The organism is Gilliamella sp. Fer1-1, from assembly GCF_001690825.1.
Lineage (GTDB): Bacteria > Pseudomonadota > Gammaproteobacteria > Enterobacterales > Orbaceae > Gilliamella > Gilliamella apicola_C.
In genome coordinates, this window is sequence record NZ_LZGX01000007.1 from 1 (window position 1) to 23202 (window position 23202).

At 35.4% G+C, this 23202-nt stretch carries 25 protein-coding genes; 9 read left to right on the forward strand and 16 right to left on the reverse strand.

Features of this window, described 5'->3' with window-relative positions; genetic code table 11:
* Positions 1–941: 941 nt before the first annotated feature.
* The 13 genes from fliR to fliF form a co-directional block, all read right to left on the reverse strand.
* Positions 942–1736 carry a flagellar biosynthetic protein FliR gene (fliR, locus tag A9G28_RS00250; RefSeq protein ID WP_065579411.1) on the reverse strand — a complete coding sequence of 265 codons (795 nt, stop codon included), beginning with the start codon at positions 1734–1736 and terminating at the stop codon, positions 942–944.
* Positions 1737–1741: 5 nt separating this feature from the next.
* Entirely contained in the window at positions 1742–2011 is a 270-nt protein-coding gene (gene fliQ, locus A9G28_RS00255) for a flagellar biosynthesis protein FliQ (protein ID WP_065566385.1), read from the reverse strand.
* 8 nt (positions 2012–2019) lie between these two features.
* The gene (gene fliP, locus A9G28_RS13225) at positions 2020–2757 is read right to left on the reverse strand and encodes a flagellar type III secretion system pore protein FliP (protein ID WP_065579412.1); all 738 of its coding nucleotides are present in this window, start codon (positions 2755–2757) and stop codon (positions 2020–2022) included.
* A 6-nt stretch (positions 2758–2763) separates the two neighbouring features.
* Positions 2764–3213 (reverse strand): flagellar biosynthetic protein FliO, encoded by a 450-nt coding sequence (fliO, locus tag A9G28_RS13230; RefSeq protein WP_141674647.1) that lies wholly within the window; start codon positions 3211–3213, stop codon positions 2764–2766.
* A gap of 26 nt (positions 3214–3239) precedes the next feature.
* Positions 3240–3611 carry a flagellar motor switch protein FliN gene (gene fliN, locus A9G28_RS00270; protein ID WP_065566388.1) on the reverse strand — a complete coding sequence of 124 codons (372 nt, stop codon included), beginning with the start codon at positions 3609–3611 and terminating at the stop codon, positions 3240–3242.
* Complete coding sequence (gene fliM / locus A9G28_RS00275) at positions 3604–4650, reverse strand: flagellar motor switch protein FliM (protein WP_176702094.1); 1047 nt, start codon at positions 4648–4650, stop codon at positions 3604–3606. The genes fliN and fliM overlap by 8 nt, the downstream gene beginning before the upstream one ends.
* Before the next feature lie 5 nt (positions 4651–4655).
* Positions 4656–5123 (reverse strand): flagellar basal body-associated FliL family protein, encoded by a 468-nt coding sequence (locus A9G28_RS00280; RefSeq protein ID WP_065566389.1) that lies wholly within the window; start codon positions 5121–5123, stop codon positions 4656–4658.
* 180 nt (positions 5124–5303) lie between these two features.
* Positions 5304–6500: a flagellar hook-length control protein FliK gene (locus A9G28_RS00285; protein WP_065579414.1), complete on the reverse strand. Its 1197-nt coding sequence runs from the start codon at positions 6498–6500 to the stop codon at positions 5304–5306.
* Positions 6490–6954, reverse strand: a complete 465-nt coding sequence (fliJ, locus tag A9G28_RS00290) for a flagellar export protein FliJ (protein ID WP_065566391.1) — start codon at positions 6952–6954, stop codon at positions 6490–6492. The genes A9G28_RS00285 and fliJ overlap by 11 nt, the downstream gene beginning before the upstream one ends.
* 9 nt (positions 6955–6963) lie before the next feature.
* Positions 6964–8349, reverse strand: a complete 1386-nt coding sequence (gene fliI, locus A9G28_RS00295) for a flagellar protein export ATPase FliI (protein ID WP_255307546.1) — start codon at positions 8347–8349, stop codon at positions 6964–6966.
* Complete coding sequence (locus tag A9G28_RS00300) at positions 8339–9121, reverse strand: FliH/SctL family protein (protein ID WP_176702095.1); 783 nt, start codon at positions 9119–9121, stop codon at positions 8339–8341. Before A9G28_RS00300 ends, fliI begins: the two co-directional genes overlap by 11 nt.
* Positions 9114–10112 carry a flagellar motor switch protein FliG gene (fliG, locus tag A9G28_RS00305; RefSeq protein WP_065579416.1) on the reverse strand — a complete coding sequence of 333 codons (999 nt, stop codon included), beginning with the start codon at positions 10110–10112 and terminating at the stop codon, positions 9114–9116. The genes A9G28_RS00300 and fliG overlap by 8 nt, the downstream gene beginning before the upstream one ends.
* Positions 10109–11815: a flagellar basal-body MS-ring/collar protein FliF gene (gene fliF, locus A9G28_RS00310; RefSeq protein ID WP_065566394.1), complete on the reverse strand. Its 1707-nt coding sequence runs from the start codon at positions 11813–11815 to the stop codon at positions 10109–10111. Before fliF ends, fliG begins: the two co-directional genes overlap by 4 nt.
* A gap of 176 nt (positions 11816–11991) precedes the next feature.
* On the opposite strand from fliF, the gene fliE reads away from it, so the two are divergent.
* Positions 11992–12303 carry a flagellar hook-basal body complex protein FliE gene (gene fliE, locus A9G28_RS00315; protein WP_065579417.1) on the forward strand — a complete coding sequence of 104 codons (312 nt, stop codon included), beginning with the start codon at positions 11992–11994 and terminating at the stop codon, positions 12301–12303.
* 560 nt (positions 12304–12863) lie between these two features.
* Here the strand turns inward: fliE and A9G28_RS00320 are convergent.
* The 3 genes from A9G28_RS00320 to fliD are packed head-to-tail and all read right to left on the reverse strand — an operon-like array spanning position 12864 to position 15048.
* On the reverse strand, positions 12864–13211 hold the full coding sequence (locus A9G28_RS00320; RefSeq protein ID WP_065566396.1) for a hypothetical protein: 348 nt from the start codon (positions 13209–13211) through the stop codon (positions 12864–12866).
* Positions 13212–13223: 12 nt separating this feature from the next.
* Positions 13224–13604: a flagellar export chaperone FliS gene (fliS, locus tag A9G28_RS00325; RefSeq protein WP_065566397.1), complete on the reverse strand. Its 381-nt coding sequence runs from the start codon at positions 13602–13604 to the stop codon at positions 13224–13226.
* 10 nt (positions 13605–13614) lie between these two features.
* The gene (gene fliD, locus A9G28_RS00330) at positions 13615–15048 is read right to left on the reverse strand and encodes a flagellar filament capping protein FliD (RefSeq protein ID WP_065579418.1); all 1434 of its coding nucleotides are present in this window, start codon (positions 15046–15048) and stop codon (positions 13615–13617) included.
* Positions 15049–15383: 335 nt separating this feature from the next.
* Here fliD and A9G28_RS00335 point away from each other — a divergent pair, with 335 nt between their 5' ends.
* The 8 genes from A9G28_RS00335 to flgL all read left to right on the forward strand — a co-directional run bounded on the left by A9G28_RS00335 (position 15384) and on the right by flgL (position 22858).
* Complete coding sequence (locus A9G28_RS00335; protein ID WP_065566399.1) at positions 15384–16199, forward strand: flagellin N-terminal helical domain-containing protein; 816 nt, start codon at positions 15384–15386, stop codon at positions 16197–16199.
* A 177-nt stretch (positions 16200–16376) separates the two neighbouring features.
* Positions 16377–17093, forward strand: coding sequence for an RNA polymerase sigma factor FliA (locus A9G28_RS00340; protein WP_065566400.1), 717 nt, complete (start codon positions 16377–16379; stop codon positions 17091–17093).
* Positions 17094–17270: 177 nt separating this feature from the next.
* Positions 17271–17600 (forward strand): flagellar transcriptional regulator FlhD, encoded by a 330-nt coding sequence (flhD, locus tag A9G28_RS00345; protein WP_065566401.1) that lies wholly within the window; start codon positions 17271–17273, stop codon positions 17598–17600.
* A gap of 13 nt (positions 17601–17613) precedes the next feature.
* Positions 17614–18219 (forward strand): flagellar transcriptional regulator FlhC, encoded by a 606-nt coding sequence (gene flhC, locus A9G28_RS00350; protein WP_065566402.1) that lies wholly within the window; start codon positions 17614–17616, stop codon positions 18217–18219.
* Between the two features lie 64 nt (positions 18220–18283).
* The gene (gene motA / locus A9G28_RS00355) at positions 18284–19168 is read left to right on the forward strand and encodes a flagellar motor stator protein MotA (protein WP_065579419.1); all 885 of its coding nucleotides are present in this window, start codon (positions 18284–18286) and stop codon (positions 19166–19168) included.
* A 2-nt stretch (positions 19169–19170) separates the two neighbouring features.
* On the forward strand, positions 19171–20064 hold the full coding sequence (gene motB / locus A9G28_RS00360) for a flagellar motor protein MotB (protein WP_065566404.1): 894 nt from the start codon (positions 19171–19173) through the stop codon (positions 20062–20064).
* Positions 20065–20243: 179 nt separating this feature from the next.
* Positions 20244–21887, forward strand: coding sequence for a flagellar hook-associated protein FlgK (flgK, locus tag A9G28_RS00365; protein ID WP_065566405.1), 1644 nt, complete (start codon positions 20244–20246; stop codon positions 21885–21887).
* A gap of 14 nt (positions 21888–21901) precedes the next feature.
* Complete coding sequence (flgL, locus tag A9G28_RS00370) at positions 21902–22858, forward strand: flagellar hook-associated protein FlgL (protein ID WP_065566406.1); 957 nt, start codon at positions 21902–21904, stop codon at positions 22856–22858.
* The last annotated feature ends 344 nt before the right edge of the window (positions 22859–23202 follow it).

The following is a 23202-nucleotide window of genomic DNA, read 5'->3' on the forward strand; positions in this document are numbered from 1 at the left end:
TCTTATTATTAAGCATCTTAAAATGATCATTGGGGCATAAAGCTTCTTCAAGAGCGATAGAGTAAAAAGCCACAACCCGGGATCTCATTTCAAGATCGGTTTCGTTGTTAAGTAGATCCATAAGTTAATCGAATGGTTTTGCTGAATCGGGAAGTAAAGCGAGCCTTTCGGCTTGTTTTATTCATTCTTGCTCTTTACCCATAGTAATTACACGCCATTAAGTTGTAAAAATTATATATTAACGATAATACCAAAATACCGCTTATTTTGCTTGGCTTATAATCACAATGATTAGCTAAATTAATTAGCTTTAATAATCAACATGTTGATTTTATTATTATCAGTCGTTTTAGTGCTTAAAAGTCATTCAGAAAACCCATTGATTTTATTGAATTTTTTCTTTTTATGAAAATCAATCGTTTTTCTATGCTATTTTTTAGTTATCTTGTTATTTTAAGATAACTTTTCTTTCTGCATTTGTTTTTTTGCTGATAAATAAATGATTGCTAACAGATTAGATTTAGGCGATTTAGTGCCAAATATTTTGCCTCAAACATGGCGTTGAATGACTAAAAATAAGGTATTTTGCTACTTAAAAAAAGAATTCAGAAAACCAATTGATTTTATTAAAGTTTTTTAAAGATCAACACCGTGCTTATTTGGCGTGAGAATATAGCTACCGATAGCGTAAAGTAAGCACAGCAAACAAGCATGTTTGCAAGGCACTGCTTTGCCTAGAATAAATTAGCATCGTTGCGTTAAAACCAAGTGGCAAAGATCGGTTGTCAAATACCCCATTTTGTGGCCATGCTTAAAGCACAGGGGGATTTTACAGAAAATTTTTTGGTTTTAGCATGGTAGCACATGGTAGCCATAGCTTATTTTATTAATAGCGCTTCAAACACCCGAAATAACACAGATCTCAAATTGACTTAGTGTTTTTATTGGCTGAAATATCGCAATAGGGTAGAAATTTGTTCAAACATTTGTTCAAAGACAAATGTAGCAAAGGTGGGCAATGCTGAAATTAAGTAAGTTAGCATGAGCAATCCTAATAATAATGTAGCTGGATAGCCGACAACAAAAATCGAGAGTTGTGGCGTTATTCTATTAAGTAGCCCTAATGATATATTGACGATTAGCAACAATGTCATTAAGGGAAGTGCTAACATTATCCCGTTGATAAATAATAGTTTACTGACATCAATTAAAGCTAAGTATCCGTTTGCTTGTAATGGCATTACTGCGATGGGAATAATATCAAAACTGTTTGCTATGCCGTATAACAACCATAAATGACCATCAACACTAAGAAAGATTAGCAGTGCAATAATGTTAATTAAGCGTGATAATACCGATGTAGATGGACCGCCAATAGGATCAAAAAAGGTGGCCATTCCAAGTCCCATTTGCATACCAATTAATTCGCCGGCAAATCGCACCGTCATAAATGCTAACTGCATAGTAAAACCAATAAGCACGCCAATCATTATTTGCTGTGCAATCATCCATATGCCAATAAAAGAGTATATTTTAATATGTTCATCAAGATGTGGAAGTGGCAAAGCAATTGCAATAAGTAATGCCAAGCTTATTTTTACGCGGTTGGGGATCTCTTTTTCTCCCAAAATAGGGGCAACCATAATCAACGCTAGGATGCGCACAAAGGGGAAAAAGCCATCTTTAGCCCAAGCAAAAAAATCAATATTAAATAAAATATTACTATTAATATCCATTTAATTTAACGGGTTAAATTAGGAATATCGGTAATGACCGTTTGCATATAATCAATCATGGTTGATAGCATTGATGGTCCCCATAGGATTAAAACCACAACGACCGCGATAATTTTGGGAATAAATGATAATGTCATTTCGTTAATTTGTGTGGCCGCTTGTAATAAGCTAATGATTAATCCTGTTACTAAAGCAACTAATAGTAACGGTCCAGCCAGTGATGCAGCGACTTTTATTGCTTGTATTGCTAAGGTGCTAATATATTCGGGCGACATAGTGTGATTCAACTAAAAAAGCTTTGCGCTAACGAGCCCAGTAATAAGTGCCAACCATCGGCTAACACAAATAACATTAACTTAAATGGTAAAGATACCGTTGCTGGCGGTACCATCATCATGCCTAATGCCATGAGCGTGCTTGCAACCACAAGATCTATCACTAAAAAAGGAATAAAAATGGTAAAACCGATTTGAAACGCTGTTTTTAATTCACTGACAACAAAAGCCGGAACCAATACTTTTAAAGGGACATCTTCACGTGTTTGAATATCATCTTGGTGGGACATGTTAACAAATAATGCTAGGTCCGTTTCTCGTGTTTGGGCAAGCATAAATTGCTGTAATGGTTTAGCCGCTTGAGTTAAGCCCTCTTGCATGGTGATTTGATTTTGCGAATACGGCACATAAGCATCTTGATAAATGTTATCAATCACGGGGGACATAATGAAATAGGTCATAAATAGGGCAATGCCCAAAATAACTTGATTGGGTGGTGCCGATTGCGTACCAAGTGCATTACGTAACAGACCTAATACAATAATAATACGTGTGAAACTGGTCATTAGTAACAAAATTGCTGGAATGAAGGTAAGCAATGTCAAAAAGACTAAGGTTTCAACAGGTAATGACCAATTTTGCCCATCACTCATTGGTTGGGATATGGCAGGTAACGTAGATAAGTCAGCATGGCATGATAAACTTAGCAACAATAAGCTGAGCAAAATAATAAAATTTAACCGCACTAGTTGTTACTCCTTTTTTGCTTTTAAAGCGGATTGTAATATCTGCTGAAATACGTTACTTTTCACACAAGTAGTATCTGTCGTATTTTGCGAAAGCAGTACTTGAGTGCGTTGTTCATTGATAGTGTGTAATAACGTCATTTGTTGAGATGTAACCCCAATCACTAATAATTGGTTATCAACATGAACCACAACCATACGCTCTTTGGGGCTAATGCTATATGTGGCTTTGACATCAATCCATTGATTGGTCTTTTTTTTCCAGCTCATTCGTTTGGCAAGCCAACCTAACAATAAAATAAAACCAATGACAACGATAAGCGTTGATCCCATTGAGGATCCTACTTCGGTATAAATATTTAACGGAGAAGATGACGGAGCCAACGTTTTGGTGCTTGTTAACGTTTTGGTGTTTGCTATAGTATTCACAGGTTCAACCAAATTAGTTTGCTTCATTACTATTAATGGCTCAATCTTCACTATTAACGACTCAGTCTTCGTACACGTTCTGATGGAGTAATAATATCGGTGATACGCACACCATAGTTATCGCCCACAACGACAATTTCACCTTGAGCAATTAAGTAACCGTTAATCAATATATCCAATGGTTCACCTGCTAGCCCATCTAATGCAATTACCGATCCTTGTGTTAAATTTAATAGATCTTTAATTGCTATCTTGGTTCGACCAAGCTCTACACTTAAATCAACAGGAATATCTAAAATCAGATTAATATCTTGCTTTTTTTCTTCCGTTTGTTGCGGTGATAATGTTTCAAAAATTGCTTCTTTGGTAATAAGATCATCACCGGTTGCTTGGTTTTGGTCGTTATTTGCTTTGATGTCAGTCATGGGATACTCCTTCATTCAATTGTTCTATCACAGGGTTAATAACCTGATCGACTTGAATTGCATATTGTTTATTCACTTTACCATAATGACCCTTTAGCACAGGCACTCCACCGACAGTGACATCTAAATTGGTGGGTTTGTCGATGACTAAAATATCATCAACTTTTAAGGCTAATAATTTAGCAACGGTTATATGAATACGGGTAAAGTTTGCGACTAATTCGACAGTTGATTGCTTGATCCCCGTTGTTAGTGAACTCATCCAAATATTATCATCTTGATAACTCTGTTGCTCGATAGGCGGTTTTATGAGTAACTCTTTAATAGGCTCTACCATAGAATAAGGAATGCAAACGCAAAATGTTGCTTTGCTATGACCGACTTCAACTTTAAAATTTGTTGTTAATACAATATCATCTGGTGAGCTGGTAATATTGGTAAATTTACTTTGCATTTCAGATCGAATATATTCGGTTTCAATGGCGTAAATATCTGCCCACGCATTTTGATAAATGCCTAATGCTAACTCGAGTACTCGTTTAATGATTTGCTGTTCCGTGTGTGTAAATTCCCGCCCTTCGGTTTCTATTTGGGAAAAATGCCCATCACCGCCAAACAATGAATCCACGATAATAAACACTAGCTCAGGTGAGAATGAAAATAAACAAGTCCCTCTTAATGGATTAAGGTGCACTAAATTCAAATGATTTGCTGATGAAATATCAGAAAACTCTTTGAACGTGTGCGGCTCAACGGGAGAGGCAATCACATCAGTATTACGGCGTAATCGATTAAATAATCCAATTCGAAATTGCCGAGCAAAACGTTCATTAATGATCTCTAATGCCGTTAAACGTTCAGGGATAAATCGATGTTTGACTGATAAATCATAAGGTCTAACATCGGACTTTTTCCCTGTAGGCAGCGAAGTAGCCAAAGCATCAATATTGCTATCATCTTCAGCTACAACAAAATTATCTGGCGTTAAAGCATCACTGCTTTCATTCATATCTTGTTTCGGTTCGCGCTTATCAGGCATAGTCATCACCGTATAATAAAATCAGTAAATAAAACTTCATCAATATTTACCCAATGTTTTGCATCATATTTTCGCGATAACGTATTTTTTATCTGTTCTTGTAAATCGATTTTGCCTGTTTCTTGCTTTAGCTTATTAATATATTGCTTTGAAGTAAGGAGGAGGATATCGCTTCTTACTTCGGGTAAATAATCTAATAGCACTGTTTTTTGACTTTCATCATTAACACGTAATACCACCCCGACATAAAGGATTTTAGTCATCTCAATATTATCTTCAGCAACAGGCAATGAAATAGTAAACGGTTTTAATGTTAAAAATACTGGCGAGACGATTTCAGGCTCTTCTTGCACTTTAGTTGTGTCTTTGGGATAGCCTTGAAACCACAAATAAGCTGCAGCACCTATTGCAGATAGGGTAATAAGAATAAGGATTAAATTTAAAGCACTTACTTTTTTGGACGTTGTAGGCATATTTATTCTTGTCTCTATAAAAATTTAAAAAGATTTATAATCCATTAATTGGCTATAGTGACAAGAATAATAAATCATATTTTTAAAATTGATTTGAAGAATAGGCAACAAAACATGACCTATTTAAACGTTTCATCTTCTCTAATCTCCAATTTGTACAATAAATAGCAATTTTAATCGTTAAGCAAATATGCTGAGTGCTGATTTTTGTGGGCTATTTTCAACACGGATTTGTTCAACATTAATATCGTTTGTCTCTGAATCTAACGTTAGGGCGCTATGTGACTGATTGTGTTGGGTTTGCTGATACATAGCAGATTGTTGCGAATCACTCATCATCGAAAAGTCACCAATATCTGCTTGTTCTAGGGTAATGCCTTGCTCAGCTAATGATGTTTTTAAGAAAGGCAGTGCCGATTCTAACAGACCTTTAACAACACCATGTGCTGCCATCATATGAAGATTCATCTTATCATCGCTCATCGCAAGTTTAATGTGTAATGAGCCTAATTCTTGTGGGTGCAAATTTATGTTGGCAGATTGAATACCTTGCCGATTAAACATAATAATTTGTTCTGTTAATGAATTTTGCCATTGCGTAGTATTTGCTTGCATCGACATATTTAGTGTTGCTGATGTCGTGCTAGCATTAGCTGACGGTAATAATGCATTTTGCCCATTGGCATGGGTTGTTAAAGCTGATTCGGGATTGATATGCAAAATCGCACCTTGATCGTCATTATTTGTTATAAATGGTGTTTGATCTGCCATCGCTTTTTGCCTAATGTCGCTAGCATTTTGTGTATTATTCGTTTGATTAAAATGCGTATTACTCACATCATTTTTAATTCTTGTGGCTTTTTTATGCACCAGATCAGTGGCTATCGCTTGGTGATTGTCCGACAATGGCATGGCATCTGTTTGCTGGGTTGCTTTATTGATTAAATTCTCACTGTCATAAATAGAGGCCAGTAGCTGTGTTGGCTGATCATTAATTAACGTTTCTGACGATAAATTATCGAATACATCCGCCTCTAAAATGGCAGTATTTAGAGGATTTGTTATCGATAAATTGGGCTTGGTTTTTGCCTCACTATTTTGTGCTGCGCTGACAACATCTTGTTTTTCTTGTTCAATAGTTTGTATATAAAAAGGATTGATAGCCATAATGATCATATCAGCATCATGATCTTCGTGCGTATCATCAATAACATTTAACTCAGCATTAATGATTTTTTTGCCTTGTTGGCTTTGCTTTTCACTCTGTTGCAATAATTGTTGAAAGCCATCACTATCACTTGCAATTACATCCGTTTCAACTGATTGTGATTGATGAGATGGGGTAAGATTTAAATCATTAATAAGATTAATATTCATTTAATACTCTCCTTGCTAGTTGTAGCTGTGCAAATTCATCAGTCAGTTTTTGTTGCAAACGGCTTTGTTGCTGTAACTGTTTTTTATATTGCTTGTCTAATAATGTTGTATAAGTGTTCAAGTTTTTTTGTGATTGATTAAGTTGATGGGTTATTTGCTTTTGCTTAACATCCAACGTTAACAATACTTTTTTTTGCTGTTCAATGCCTTTTTCAAGGGTTGAAATAAATGCATTAAAATTACTTAATTGGCATCCATTAATACCATGAGATAAGGCATTATTTAATTTTTGTTGGTACTCATCATAATAATCATTTAATACATTCAATTGTGATTGTGCATTACGATGATTTTCATGGGCTTTTTTTAACTTAAGTAAAGTGTCGTCTACCGATTTTTGCGCCAATTTTTTTAGTGTTAAAAAAGCAAATTGCCCAGAATTTTTATTTACCATTACTCAGTCCTAACTAGCTAATTTGGGTTCGACAATATTCACTAATTGTTGATAAGCATCTTGATAACTACAATGCTCATGAATTCCTTGCTGTAAAAATTTTTGCATAGCAGGAAACAGCATAATCGCCTTATCCAATAAAGGATCGGTGCCAGACACATAAGCACCAACATTAATCAGATCGCGATTTCGTTGAAAACTTGAAAATAACTGTTTAAACAACCTTGATTTTTTTTCATCCTCCGGCGCGGTAAGATCGGTCATCACTCGACTGATTGAGGCCTCGATATCAATAGCGGGGTAATGGCCAGACTCAGCAAGTGAGCGCGACAAAACAATATGCCCATCGAGTATGGCTCTAGCTGAATCGGCAATCGGATCTTGCTGATCATCACCTTCTGTCAATACCGTATAAAATGCCGTAATGGCGCCTTTTCCGCTTTCGTCATTGCCTGCTCTTTCAACCAAGGCGGGTAATTTTGCAAAAACCGAAGGTGGGTAACCTTTCGTTGCTGGTGGTTCTCCTATTGCTAACGCAATTTCACGTTGTGCCATGGCATAACGCGTTAAAGAGTCCATAATCAGTAACACATTAAACCCTTTATCGCGGAAATTTTCGGCGATTTTAGTCGCATAAGCAGCGCCTTGTAAGCGCAATAATGGCGAAACATCCGCTGGTGCGGCAACAACAACCGCTCGTGCTAATCCCTCTTCACCTAAAATATTTTCGATAAAATCTTTAACTTCTCGCCCCCGCTCACCGATTAACCCGACAACAATAATATCGGCTTGGGTGTAACGTGCCATCATGCCAAGTAAAACGCTTTTTCCAACGCCAGAACCAGCAAATAACCCCATCCGCTGTCCTTTACCAACCGTTAATAACGCGTTAATGGCTCTAACGCCAACATCAAGCACTTGGTGAACTGGCGTGCGCTGTAATGGGTTAATCGATTTATGAGATAATCCCCCAAACTCAATCTCTTCGGGTAACGGTTGACCATCTAACGGTTTACCCATAGCATCAACAACTCGCCCTAACAAACCCATTCCCATGGGTAATGCTTTATGACTAAAGTGCGCTAAATCATATTGCTTGGTATAAACACGAGCGCCTAATAAAATGCCGTCAGTGGATTCAAATGGCATTAAGTAAATTGTTTTATCATTAAAACCAACGACTTCACACTCAACGGCCTCAATTTGACCATTTGTTTGTCGCTCTACTAAACAATTAGATCCTAAAGGCAATTTTAATCCGACAGCTTCAAGAACCAATCCCGATGCCTTTACTAACCGCCCATATTGATGAATTAAAGGTAGCGATTGCAATTGATCTATACGTTGGTTAATTTTGGCGACCCATTGAGCAGAAAACCGCATATTAATGATCATCTCCATGTAAACAATCCGATATCATTTGCCAATGGTCATTGATATTGGTGTCAATTTCGTTGGTATCTGTAAAAATTTTGCAGCCACCCACTTCAATGCTAGGATTGGCAATTAATTGGCAGTGATATTGTTGGTTGTCGTCATTAAGCATGGGCTCTAGCCATTGCAAATCGGCTGGATTAAGGTGCAACGGCATAGGTTCTGATAAAATTGAGCACTGCTCAACTAATGTTTGTATTGTGTGAATTAACTGTTTTTGTTTTATTTTAGCGAGGCTACCTACCGTCTTTTGTGCCGCAATTAACGCCAAATCAAACAATTTAGGTACAATTAATTCATCAATTTCATTAATTGATTGCTGAAAATTAGTGGCTAAACTGGCTATAGCATGAGCAGTTTTAAGCTTTTCTTCATTAAGTTGCTGTTCAATTTGCTCACGCCCTTGTTGTTGCCCAACAAGATACCCCTGCTCATAACCCGCTTGCTTACCTTCATTAAAGCCTTTCTCAAAGCCCTCATCGCGCCCTAAATTAAAACCTTCTTTATAAGCTTGTGCTTCTACTTCTTGCTTTAACTGTTCCCATGTTTTTTCAATAACACGAGGGTCAGGGCTAGCTGCGATTGATTCAAGATCGGGCTCAGCCTGAAGCTTTATTTGATTATCTTCTACTTGCTCTGCCATCGTGTTTTGGCTTGATTCAGATAGATCGGATAATGCCAAATCACGAAAGTTGAGCGGTTCCCAATTTAAGCTATCGGGCTGATTATACATATTCATCATCACCGCTAGTTAAAATCATTTCACCACTTTCGGCTAATCGACGCGCAATAGCCAAAATTTTCTTCTGTTCAGTTTCAACTTGTGATAATCGTACTGGCGGTCGATTTTCTAAGTCTTCACGTAAAATCGAAGCCGCACGCTGTGACATATTACTTAATAGTTTGTCACGTAATTCAACCGTTGCACCTTTCAATGCAATGATTAACATCTCATTATCGATTTCTTTAAGTAAGCGTTGGATACTTCGGTTATCCACTTCAACAAGATTTTCAAACAAGAACATTTCATCAATAATTTTTTGCGTTAATTCACCATCATAATCACGTAATGCATTAATAACTTGTTCTTCTTGTTGTGTTTTCATTAAGTTAATAATTTCTGCTGCGGTACGTACTCCACCTAAATTATTAAGTTTAATATTTTGTCCGTGTAATAAGGTTGATAGTGAAGTTGACAGCAATTGAAGCGCTGAAGGCTCAACCCCCCCAAAGGTTGCAATACGTAACATAACATCGTTACGTAATTCATCATCAAATAAGTTTAGAATTTCTGCCGCTAAATCACGATTTAGATGAACAAGAATCGTTGCTATAATTTGAGGGTGCTCTTTCTTCACTAAGTCAACCGCTCTTGTTGCATCAACATAATTGAGCATTTCAAGACCATCGGTAGCTTCTTCTTGTTCAGTAGATAAAAGTTCATCAAGTAAACGTTCCGCTTTTTCACTACCCAGTGAACGCCCCAATATTGAGCGTAAATAACCATTGGGATCAGTATTTAAAACAGCGCACTCTTCAAGCGCCACTTGACACTCATTAAGTATGCCTTTCAACTGTTCTTGAGAAAACTGCGGCAACGACATCATCGCACTACTAATTTGTTGCACTTCCTTTTGGCTAAGATGTTGCATTACTTGCGCCGCTAGCCCTTCGCCTAATGCCATTAAAATGATAGCCGCTTTCTGAGATTCACTTAAAATCATTGGTTAGTGTCCTCCTTACTCATCCAGCTACGAATAATTAATGCCATTACACGAGGCTCTTTCTCAACAATTTTTCGTATGTGCTGTTGTTGTTGCATATTATCTTCAAACATTTTGTGTTGCTGTTTACTGTGTGCTTTATAATCTAATTTTTCTTCCGCTGATAACTCAATATCAGATGTTTGACCATTACTGTTAAGAAGCTGTCTTTGTAATTTTATCCAGAACGATCGTAATACTTTACGCCATAAAACCCATAAAATGGCAATATAAATTAAATATTTAACTGCATTTTTAACGGAGTCATAAAATTCATTTGTTTTCCAAAATGCGATATTTTCGTTGTCATCAAATAATTGATCAGTAAATTTCAAATTTGCAACCGTCAATGTATCGCCACGTAAATCAGAAAAGCCCATTGCTTGGCGTGCTAATGCTTCAATATTTTTCAGCTCATCGTTATCTAACTTTACCCATTGTTCTGTTATAGAAGATGACTTGCTGTCATCATCAGATTTATCCTCATCTGGCTCAATGGTGACAAATTTATAATTAACCAAAACAGCGACCGATAAACGTTTAACCCGTCCTTCAGGTATTTGGCTACGTATAACTTGTCTATTTACTTCAAAATTAACGGTATTATTCGATTGTAAGTTGTAAGGTTGTTGTTTATTATTTTTTTCAATCGATTCATCGTTTTCATCGATCGGTGCACTAGGTGTTGGTACAGGTTGATTAGATAACGCACCTGGCACCCCGCCAATACCATAGCTTGTTGCTGATTGATGATTTTCGACTTGCTGTTTACTACGAATGGTTTGATTCGCAATATTGCTATTAGGATCATACGTTTCTGATGTCGATTCTTGGCGACTAAAATCAACATCCGCATTCACTTGTACCTTGACGTTATTTTTACCCAAAATAGGAATAATAATTTTTTCTACTCGCTCACGAACGCTGTTTTCAATCCGCTCACTAAACTCCAACTGCGCAACATTCGCACTTCTGTCACGATAGCTTTCACCAGTTAATAAATTGCCTCGCTGATCAATAATTGTGACTTTATCGGGCTGTAATTCTGGTACACTACTTGAAATCAAATGAATAATGCCATCAATTTGACCTTGCGATAATGAGCGACCTGGGAGTAATGTTAATGCCACTGACGCTGAAGGAAATTTGCGTTCTCTAACAAACAAAGAAGGTTTAGGCATAGCTAAATGCACTCGCGCATCATCAATACTACTAATGATAGCAATTGTTCTTGATAATTCGCCTTCTAAAGCGCGTTGATAATTAACTTGCTCATTGAATTGGCTCATACCAAAACTTTCTTTATCAAGCAATTCAAAGCCAACTGCACCACCTTTAGGCAACCCTTGTTGGGCAATCCGTAAACGGGTATCGTAAACTTTATCTTCAGGAATTAAGATAGTTGTGCCAGAAGAGGAAAATTGATAAGGAATATTCATCTTATCAAGCTGGCTAATAATTTCGCCACCATCTTTATCATTCAAATGACTAAATAGAACTGCGTAAGGCTCATCTTTAGCCCATAAATAAACAAAACTCATCATTGCGATTGTAATTACACCCGCAATTAACAATGCCATTTTTTTGTTTTGTTTTAATTGATTAACAAAAGGTAATTTATTTAATATTGATTGACCTTTATTATTGACTGTTTGGCTAGTCATAGGCATCCTGATTCTAAACTATTTAGATTTACTCTGTCGTTTATTATCCATGTATTTAGAAAATTCAATGGCTAGAAAAGCGTGTAGTTTTCCCCTTACTTAAACCCTTTGGCTTTTTATTTTTATGATAAATTTAATGGCACATTGACAAAAAAACACAAGACGTAATTATCAACATGAATACAATCAATACGTTAAATTCAATTCAATTCGCTAGCTTAAATCAATTAACAGAAACTACACAACAATCGACTATTTCTGATAAACAAAATTTTGATTTAGCGCTAAAAAACGCGTTAGATGGCATAAGTCAGCGACAAATACAAGCACATAATGACGCTAAAGCTTTCGAAATGGGCGATCCCAATACGCCATTAAATGAAGTGATGGTTAATATGCAAAAATCATCGGTTTCATTGCAGTTTGGCATTCAAGTGCGTAATAAGTTGGTTGCTGCTTATCAAGAAATTATGAATATGAATGTTTAATTAATGGCATCGAATATCATTCTTATATCCTAAATTTTGCATTTTACTTTTACCGATAACCATTCATTCTGGTCTAAATGCGCTAATCAACGCACCACTCAATTCAAGTTTAAAATAAGCATCGCTCATATTTTTGATGCTTGTTTTGCTAGGCAATATATTATTTTTGTTATCAATTGATGACTCAAAAACTTTACCATTTTTACTCTACTATTTTAAAAAATAGCGACATAATGCGATTATTTAATAAAAAACAACCAATGAAATACAACCAATGAAATACATAAAGGATTCAACGTGATAATATTCAAACAACAATATTATTCACTAGTCTATTACTTAGCATAGTATCAATCAATCGCCCTGAAAAAAATTAACTATTGGCAGCAGCATCCAAACCAACAATGCCAATGGCACGGTTATCTTTTATGGAAAAGAAGAAGATAATCAAACAAAAAACGGTTTATTTTCAATAGACATGTTTGTTAAAACGAGTTGGATAGAAGGATTGGCTTGCGCTTTATCTGATACATAAAACTCAAACCAATCCGTTTACAAATTTACATTAATCTTGCCACTTCTTGATAGTTATCGATTTTGTTTTGATAATCAACATGCTCGCCGATCATCTTTCTCAGCTGAGCATGACGCGTAATAATCAATTGAGTTAATTGTTGTTGATAACTTAAAATGTTTTTTATATACATCTGAATGATATCGCGATGCTGTTTTGGCAATGTATCCATGCTAGTAAAATCGCCTGTTATTATAAGATTTTCAGACAATTGTTGATATTTTGCCTGCCAACTGACTAATGATTCCCAATGTTCATCGTGTGCATTAATCAACATTTGTTCAACGACATAATTCAATTGTTCATATTGTTCTAATAATTTATTTCCTTGCATAAGCATCCTTTTTTATTTTGCAATTTCACGCCAAGATTCGGCAATATTGTTTAACAGGTCATAACAAGTTTGTAGCTTTTCGTTATCATTATGTAAATTAGCTAAAACTAACTGTTGGCTAATATAGTGATAGAGACGATCTAAATTTTCGGCAATTTCTCCCCCCTTTTCTAAATCTAGACAGCTTTTAAGCCCATTATCAACAATATTAATCGCTTTAGAAATGGCATTACCTTTACCGACAATATTGCCTTTTTGAATATACAAGCTAGCTAATTTAATTGCGTTAAGCGCACCATCAAACAATAATACGATCAATTGATGAGGCGATGCTTGGCTAACACGCGTTTCTAAATTCACTTGCTCATAGGCCTTAGAACCTAATTGATACATTATTTACCCCCTATTTTTTTAAATTTGCCATCATGTCAAATTGGGTTGTTAAATAATTACTCATACTATCTAACTCGTTAATTAAAATATCTAATTTGGTAAATTGCACCCGATAACGTTCAATAGTTTGTTCAATAGAATTGCTCACTTGTTCATGGCGTTTCTCTAATGATTTTAAGGTAGAATTTAACCCATTAGTTGCTGAATCAATCATGCCATCGCTATCAATAAATCCACTCACTTTTGCAAAAACTTCGTTAGCAATACCCGTTTTTTCACCATCACCAGTAAATAATATCATTACCGCATCGCTGTTTTCATTGAGTGCTTTTTTCAGCTCATTTTCTTTGATCGTTAACTGGCCACTTTTGTCCATATTGATGCCTATTTGCGACAAAACAGCAAATTCGCCTGATTGCCCTTTGGCAAAGATTGAACGAATACTTTGATCTATATTACGTAACGTTGAATCACCAATAAGTGGACCATTACTACTGTTTAATTCTTTTGAATTTGTATCTTCTGCAGTAAACTTAGTTAATGATGAAATCGTTGTTTGTAATTGATTATATGCATCTACCCATTCTTTTATGGCCTCTTCCGCTTTTTCATGATCAGCCGTTATAGCAAGGCTTTGGCTAGTTGGTGTGGTCTGTTTTAAGGTAATATCAACACCAGCAATAACATCCTTAACCGTATTAGACCCACTGGTTATTGCAATACCATTAAACGAAAATTTAGCATCTTGCGCTTTTTCTACTTCGATCATGTGGCTATTATTCGTCTGATGAATATCAAAACCGATAATATTGTTTAGCTGATCATCATCTGATGAAATAGACGTGATGGCTTGTTGTTCACCTGTTTCTTTCGAGGTAATCACTAATTGGTAGCTATCAGTGCCCGAACGGACAATTGCTGCATTCATTGTTGAAGGGCTTGTTGTGCCATCTTCATTAATCACTTGAGCATTATTAATAGCATTAGCTATGGATTCTAAGGATGTTTCATCTTGAGATAGCGTGACATTAAGCTTATTGCCATTTGCTTGTTCAATGGTAATAGTTCGGGTTTGATTATCATTGCCTAATTTGGCGTTTTTATCATTGATTGTCGATGTTGCAATACGATGAGATGACGCTAATTGCTCAACACTAACAGGATAATTACCCAATGCGGCTTTACTATTAGCATTCACCGAAAAATAATTATCATTGCCTGTCACAGATCGACCTTCAAATAAGTCCTTTTTTTGAAGTTTTGCTGTGGCGGTATTAAACGTTGTTAACGCACTTTTTAACTTACCAAAACCGCTGATTTTTGCATTAATCGCTTTTTGTTGCGTTACAATTGGTGTTAGGCGCGTTTTTTCGGCGGCTTCTAATTGATTTAAAATTTCATTAAGATCGATTCCCGAACCTATTCCTAATGCACTCATTGCCATGACTTAGTCTACCTATAACAATTATTCAATATTGTTTATATCGGCTAACTTTTTAAAAAATTTAGCTAGCAACACAACATTTATTTTATGTATAGGATTATTGTTGTTCTTTCGTTAAAAAAAAGGTGGATTTAAAATTTATTTAAAAAAATAACACAATGATTTATATCGAAATATAAAGATAATTTAAAGCTAAATGGCTTTTTTGAAAAAAGATAATCATTAAAAATATTAAAGTTCCCTAATTTGTTACCGATAAGTAATTTATCAGCAAGGATATTGAATTTTATTTCAATATATCGTTGGTTTTACTATTCATATTAACGGAGATAAAAATGGCTCAAGTAATTAATACTAATACAATGTCTTTAATGGCAAAAAATAACCTTAACAATTCTCAAAGCGTTCTTAGCACATCTATTGAGCGTCTTTCATCTGGTATGCGTATTAATAGCGCAAAAGACGATGCAGCAGGCCAAGCAATTGCTAACCGTTTTTCATCAAACATTAAAGGCTTAACGCAAGCGGCACGTAATGCAAATGATGGTATCTCTCTTGCGCAAACTACTGAAGGTGCGTTAAACGAAATCAACAACAACGTACAACGTATTCGTGAATTAACCGTTCAAGCAGCCAATGGTACCAACTCTGAAAGCGATTTAGTATCAATTCAAAATGAAATCGATCAACGTTTAGATGAAATCGATCGTGTTTCTAAACAAACTGATTTCAACGGCTCTAAAGTATTATCAGAAGATAAAACGCTTAAAATTCAAGTGGGTGCAAACGATGGTGAAACTATTGAAATCCATTTGAAAAAAATTGATAGTACTGAACTTGGTTTAAATGGATTTAAAATTTCAGGTGAAGACCTAACCGCAGATCCATTAAAAACAATTGATGAAGCATTATCAAAAATTGATGCTTTACGTGGTCAACTTGGTGCGGTACAAAACCGTTTCGAATCAACAGTAAACAACATCAATAATACTGTAAACAACTTAAGTTCTGCGCGTAGCCGTATTGAAGATGCTGATTATGCAACAGAAGTTTCAAACATGACTCGTGGTCAAATCTTGCAACAAGCAGGTACTTCAGTACTAGCTCAAGCTAACCAAGTACCACAATCAGTACTTTCTTTATTACAATAATTGTAATTACCCATTTTTGATCATTCAAACTTTACACATAGTCATAACAGTATTTTTATAGTGCTGTTATGGCTAATAATTATAATTAACTATTTTTTCGCCCTTTATTCTGCCCATTAAATTCATTAACTATCGTCATAATACTATTCGGCATTTTTCTTAACATTGGTTCAAAAAATGGATGATAGCTTATATAACTCATATGGTGTAATAAACCAAATCGATTGGAAACAATATATTCATTTGGTACGTAATGAAGCTTTAAAATTAGCAGTTCGTTTGCCGACTACCGTTGAGCTAGACGATTTATTACAAGTTGGCTATATCGGTTTATTAGACACAATCAAACGTTATGATGCCACTCAAGGTAATACTTTTGCAACCTTTGCTATTCCAAGGATACAAGGGGCAATGTTAGATGAACTACGTAGCCGAGATTGGTTACCAAGACAAACTCGCAAAAAAATAAAAGATGTCACAGCGGCAATCAATGAATTAGAGAAAACATTAGGCGTCGCTCCTAACGATCATCAGATTGCCGAATATTTGCAATTATCCCTTACTGAATATCATAAAATTTTATTAGATTCGAATTATAGCCAGATAGGCTCATTTGATGAGATCCAACTAAAGTTAGGCGATAACATTGATGCCATCATTGAGCATGGCGAGGATAATAATCCTTTTTCGGCAATTATCAGCGATGAAAATTACACCATCATTAACCAACAAATTGAAAATCTACCAGAAAAGGAAAAACTTGTCCTAGCACTTTATTACCAAGAAGATCTTAATTTAAAAGAGATTGGTAAGGTAATGAATATTAGTGAATCAAGAGTAAGCCAATTGCATAGCCAAGCAATAAAAAGAATACAAAGTAAAGTTTCCTGTTAGAAAAAATAGAAAAATAAGTGAAATAAATCGCAATCAATCGAAAATAAATTGAAATTATTTTTTTATTGACCTTTCGCGTTTAAAAATGTAACTTTAGGCGCAGAAAAAAATATTTAACTTTAATTTTACTAATTTTCGTTTTTTTATGCGAAAAACAGATATAGGTTGGTGACTAAATTGGGAAACACACTAGATGACGATATTCTTAAATGTATACATCATTTAAATCTTTCAACACTACTGTTAAGCCAGCGTATGCTTGAGAAAGATAAAGTAATGGCAATGTATCGATTAGGTATTGATGAACAAACCGCTGACATACTTAGCCATTTAAGTACTGCTCAGATGTTAGTTTTATCCGAAACCAATCAGCTCATATTTCAGCTAAGATTTGAAAATGCAGAAATGATGAAAAAACTAACAGAAGAATCCCGCGTCAGAGATATAAAACAGATGCATACAGGGATTCTTTTATCAAGTTTGCTATTAGATTCAATCAATAAGTAGCTAAGGAATGACGATGACAGGTACAAGTATTATTCAAAAATATAAAGAAACCCAACTCGCTATCAAATTGATTTCCCTTGGTGGCAGAATTCAAATGTTAGAAAGCGAAACGAATTTAAGCCGAAACAAACTGATAAAACTGTATAAAGAGATTCAAGGCTGCCCACCGCCTAAAGGTTTATTGCCTTTTTCGACATCGTGGTTTATGACATGGGAACCGAATATTCATGCCAGTATATTTTATAATGCTTATGCGTTTTTAGTGAGAAATGGGCTCAAGTCAGGCATTCAAACTATTTTAAAAGCTTATCAACTTTATTTAGAGCAATGTCAATGTTCGCATAAAGAAGAACCTGTTTTAGGGCTGACTAGAGCTTGGATTTTAGTCAAATTTGTTGAAAAAAAGGTGATGCAACAATCCTGTTGTACGGAATGCCGTGGGCTTTTTATTACTCATGCTTATCATCCGCGAAATACTTTTACTTGTAGCTTATGTCAACCACCGTCAAGAGCAGATAAAAATAATAAAACTCAAAAAGAAAATGACGAAAGATGCATGAAAGTGTTATCAAGACCAAGTTATTTAAATTCATCAACGACCAGACAGATCACTGCTTAAATAAGTATTAAAAATAAGTATTAAAGCAATTTAGCTGTTATTTTATGGAGAAAGAAGAAAACCAATGCTAATCATTATAGGTTATATTGTCGTTATCGCCTCGGCACTACTTGGTTATGTGCTAAGTGGCGGTTATTTAGCCGTACTGTTTCAACCACTCGAATTGTTAATTATTGGAGGCGCAGCCGTTGGTGCTTTTATTGTTAGTAATGAAATGAAAGTCATCAAAGCCACACTGCAATCTTTAGGACAACTATTTAAAACCTCTAAATATAATAAAGCGCTTTATTTAACATTAATTAATTTAATGTACAGCGTATTAACGAAGATCCGACAAAGTGGAGGATTATCCATTGAGGCTGATATTGATAATCCACATGAAAGTGAATTATTTAAAGCCTATCCACAGATTTTAGCTAACCCTAGAATCTGCGACTTTATCACTGATTATTTACGACTTATGATTAGTAGCAATATGGATGTATTTGAGATCGAAACACTCATGAGCGAAGAAATTGAAACCTTCGTTCATGAACTGGAAAAACCCGTTGATGCCATTTCAAGTATTGGTGATGGTTTACCGGCATTTGGTATTGTTGCCGCGGTCATGGGCGTTATTAATACCTTAGCGCAAGCAGATCGACCAGCAAGTGAACTTGGTGAACTTATTGCCCATGCGATGGTGGGGACTTTTTTAGGGATCTTACTTGCCTATGGTTTCGTGTCACCACTAGCTGCCTTATTGAAGCAAAGAAACGCTAGCGTGGTTAAAATGTTAGAGTGCACCAAAGTGATTCTTCTTGCCAGTATGCATGATTATGCCCCTCAAATTTGTATTGAATTTGGACGCAAAACACTTTTCTCTCATGAAAGACCGTCATTTTTTGAATTAGAACAATACATACAAGAAGTTAAAGACAAAAACACGAATCAAAATGAAAATAATTAATAATGAAAGATAAGTCTGTAAGAATAATTGTCAAAAAAAAATCGGGGCACGGCGGTGGGCATCACGGCGGTTCGTGGAAAATCGCTTACGCCGACTTTATGACCGCAATGATGGCGCTATTTTTAGTTATGTGGCTAATTTCTACATCAACGCCACAAGAATTAAAAGGTATTGCTGAATACTTCAGAACGCCCTTAATTCTTGGCTACAATGGTGGGAAAAACCTTAGTGACAGTGAAAGCCCGATTCCTGGTGGTGGAGATGATGTGAGTAAGCAAATTGGCGAAGAAAAAACCCATATGTTAAATGCATCACAAAATGAATATGAGCAGCTACATATTGAAAGAAATCTACTTCTTGAAGCTGCACGTAAAATTTATGAAACGTTTGAAATAGATAATCGCCTTAAAAGCTTAGCGCCTAATCTTATTATTGAATTAACTGAGCTCGGATTACGGATTCAAATTTTAGCTTCCGATGATAAACCCATGTTTGGTGTTGGTAGCACATCCATTGATCCCAATATGCAAGAAATCTTGCACGCACTGGCGCCTATTATTAATTCATTACCGAATAAAATCACTTTATCTGGCCATACCGATGAGCGGCAATATATAACAGGGGATCGTGGCTATAGTAATTGGGAATTATCAGCAGATAGAGCCAATGCATCAAGAAGAGAACTCATTGCTGGTGGCTTAGATTCCAATAAGATTATTCGCATTATTGCGTTAGCTGATACAGTAAGCCTAAACAATCCAAACTATAGCAAAGATGCTAATCGTCGCATTAGTATCTTAATTTTGAATAAAAATGCCCAACAATATATTGAAAATGAAAATAACATGACAGGTACCGATTTTTTAAAACAATCAAAAACCATTAGCGAGCAATAATCAAATAATTTCAAAAATAAAAACACATTATTTTTTGGATAGTGAAATCAGACAAACTATCCATTAATGAGTTGAAAAAATCATTAAAGTTTTGAGAAATTGCGCCGATATAGAAGACAGCCCTTTCTTTTAATAATCACATTATTAACTGAAACTATATATTATATTTAGGAGTTTTTATGACAAATTCATTGATGAATACGGGAATTAGTGGATTAAATGCAGCGCAAAATATGCTTAATGTGATCAGTAATAATATTAGTAATGCCCATACAATCGGTTACAATCGCCAACAGCAAGTTTTACGTCAAGCAAATGGAACTCAACATAGTTTTGGTTTTGTGGGTAATGGTGTTTCAGTATCATCAGTTAATCGCGCCTTTAACCATTTTGTTGTAGGACAGCTACGTCAATCACAATCACAAGATGGGTCGATTAAAGCTTATTATAATGAATTATCAAAGGTAGATAATTTATTAGCCGAAAATGATAATAGCATTTCATCACAACTCAATAACCTCTTTGCAAGCTTAAATAAGCTTGCTTCAAATGCGGGTGATGCCGCGACCAAGCAAACTGTTATTAGCGATCTAACCTCATTGACGAATCAATTTAATAAAACAGAAAAAAACCTAAAAAATCAAATTGCTAATGTCAATACCGAGTTAAGCAGTAATATTGATAAGGTTAATACCTATACTCAGCAAATCGCCGAACTTAATCAAAAGATTTCACACTTACAGGCGGTGGGAAATGGGCTTGAACCCAATGCATTACTTGACCAACGCGATCAATTGGTTAATGAGTTAAGCGAAATCGTTGGCATAACCGTTACTGAACAAAATGGGCAATATAACCTTTCACTGGCTAATGGCTTGAATTTAGTCCAAGGCTCTTCAATTAACCTATTATCGGTACAACCATCGCAAGACGATCCTACATTAAATACCATTATTTATACGCATCATTCAGGAGCAACACAAGAACTGACTAGCCAAAATATTACATCAGGCACATTAAACGGATTATTAACTTTTCGTGACGGGCCATTAACTGAAGCTCGTAATCAATTAGGTTTAATTGCCCTAAATTTGGCAGAACGTTTTAATGAAGTGCATATGTCAGGCGTTGATATTAATGGTAATCAGGGTGAAAAGTTATTTGACTACAATCACCCTAGTTGTATCACTAATATAAAAAATCAAGGTAATGCCTCGGCAAAAATCGAATTTAACTCAGTTTGCGACGTAAAAGCTTCTGATTATAAAATTGAATTTGATGGTGACAATTGGGTTGTTACCCGATTATCTGATAATAAACAAATCACTCCAGAAATTGAAGATGGTAAGTTAATTTTTGATGGGCTTTGTATTGAGATCAATGGCAATGCAATGCCTGGTGACTCGTTTATGATAAAACCTGTTGCCGATGTTGCCTCATCATTACAATTACAAGTCAAAGACGTTAATAAACTCGCAACGGGTATTAATGATGAAGAAAATGGCGCAGGTGATAATCGTAATGTTGCCAAATTACTAGAAATTCAAAATGAAAAACTGGTTAATGGTACAACAACCTTAAAAAGTGCTTATACAAGTTTAGTCAATTATATTGGCAGTGAAACCCAAACGGCTAAAATATCTGCCCAATCAAGCAAAAATATTACTCAGCAAATTTATGAACAAAATCAATCTATATCCGGAGTGAATATTGAAGAAGAATATATCTCTATGCAGGTATATATGCAGTATTACCAAGCTAATGCAAAAGTGATAGATGCGGCAACAACAATATTTGATACCATTTTAGGTTTAACTAAATGATAAAAGGATAAAAAATGCGCCTTAGTACAAACTCACTTTATCAAAAAAACTTACAAAGTATTTTAAATACCAATAGCCGATGGCAAAAATCTGGTTTGCATTTAGCCACGGGCAAAAAGATCTTATCGCCGTCTGACGATCCGATGGGCGCATCACAATCATTGATAATAAAACAGGCTCAAGCGCAAAATGAACAGTTTCAAGCAACCCGTGAAAGCGCCGATAAATTACTTAGCCGTCAAGAAACGATTTTAGCGGAAACCAATACCGTTATCCAAACAATTCAAGAAACATTGGTTTATGCAGCAAACGAAACATTAAATGAAGAAAACAGATTAGATCTTGCCAACAAATTACAAGTTTTAAAAGATCAACTGTTATCATTAGCCAACTCAAAAGATACTAATGGCAACTATCTTTTTGCTGGCAAGAAAAACGACACCCCACCTTTTGTTGTAAACGAATCTGGCGAAGTAAGTTACGTAGGCGGCACAACATCGGTTAACGTTTTTATTGATGACTCACGAGAAATCGCACTCAGTTTTACAGGCATTGAAGTATTCATGACGGGAGCAAATGTAAAACAAGCTGATGGAACCCCCGCCGAAAGTAATATTTTTGCCAGCATAGATTATGCAATTGAAGCGTTAAAAATGGATCTAGACTATGACAATGAAGAGACTGTCCAACAATTTAGGGATGGATTATCAAAGGCTCACAACGGAATAGATAATTCTTTTAATAACATCTCAACGCTTAGGGCGCAAGGCGGATCGGTATTGTCTGAAGTTGATAGACTATTAGCATTAGGTAAAACACTGGATATTGAATTTCAAACTCAAATTAGCCAACTTGAAGATGTTGACTGGTATGAAACAATCTCAGAATATGTCATGCTACAAGCTAATTTACAAGCGGCGCAATATACCTTTATGACCATGCAAAATATGTCACTGTTTCAAATGAAATAAAGTGTAGAAAACACCGAGTTGTTTACACTTCATAATTAAAATAATTCACTAAAAACGCATAAGGCATTTTATCAAAAATCGCTTTATGCGCTCACATTATTATATTGATTAATCAAAAATTTAATCTTAACACCCTATCTTTATAACCGCTAAATATTTACAGATGATACCTCACGATTAAATGACATATTACACTTTCTACTTTCTCTCGATTGTTTGAATGAATTTGCTATTTATATAAGGATTTTATATAAGCATTACCCCCCTATTTTATTGGCGAAAAATTAGAGTGATTTTCGTAAAAAATATTCAGGAATCTATACCGTTTCAGTATAAAATCATTT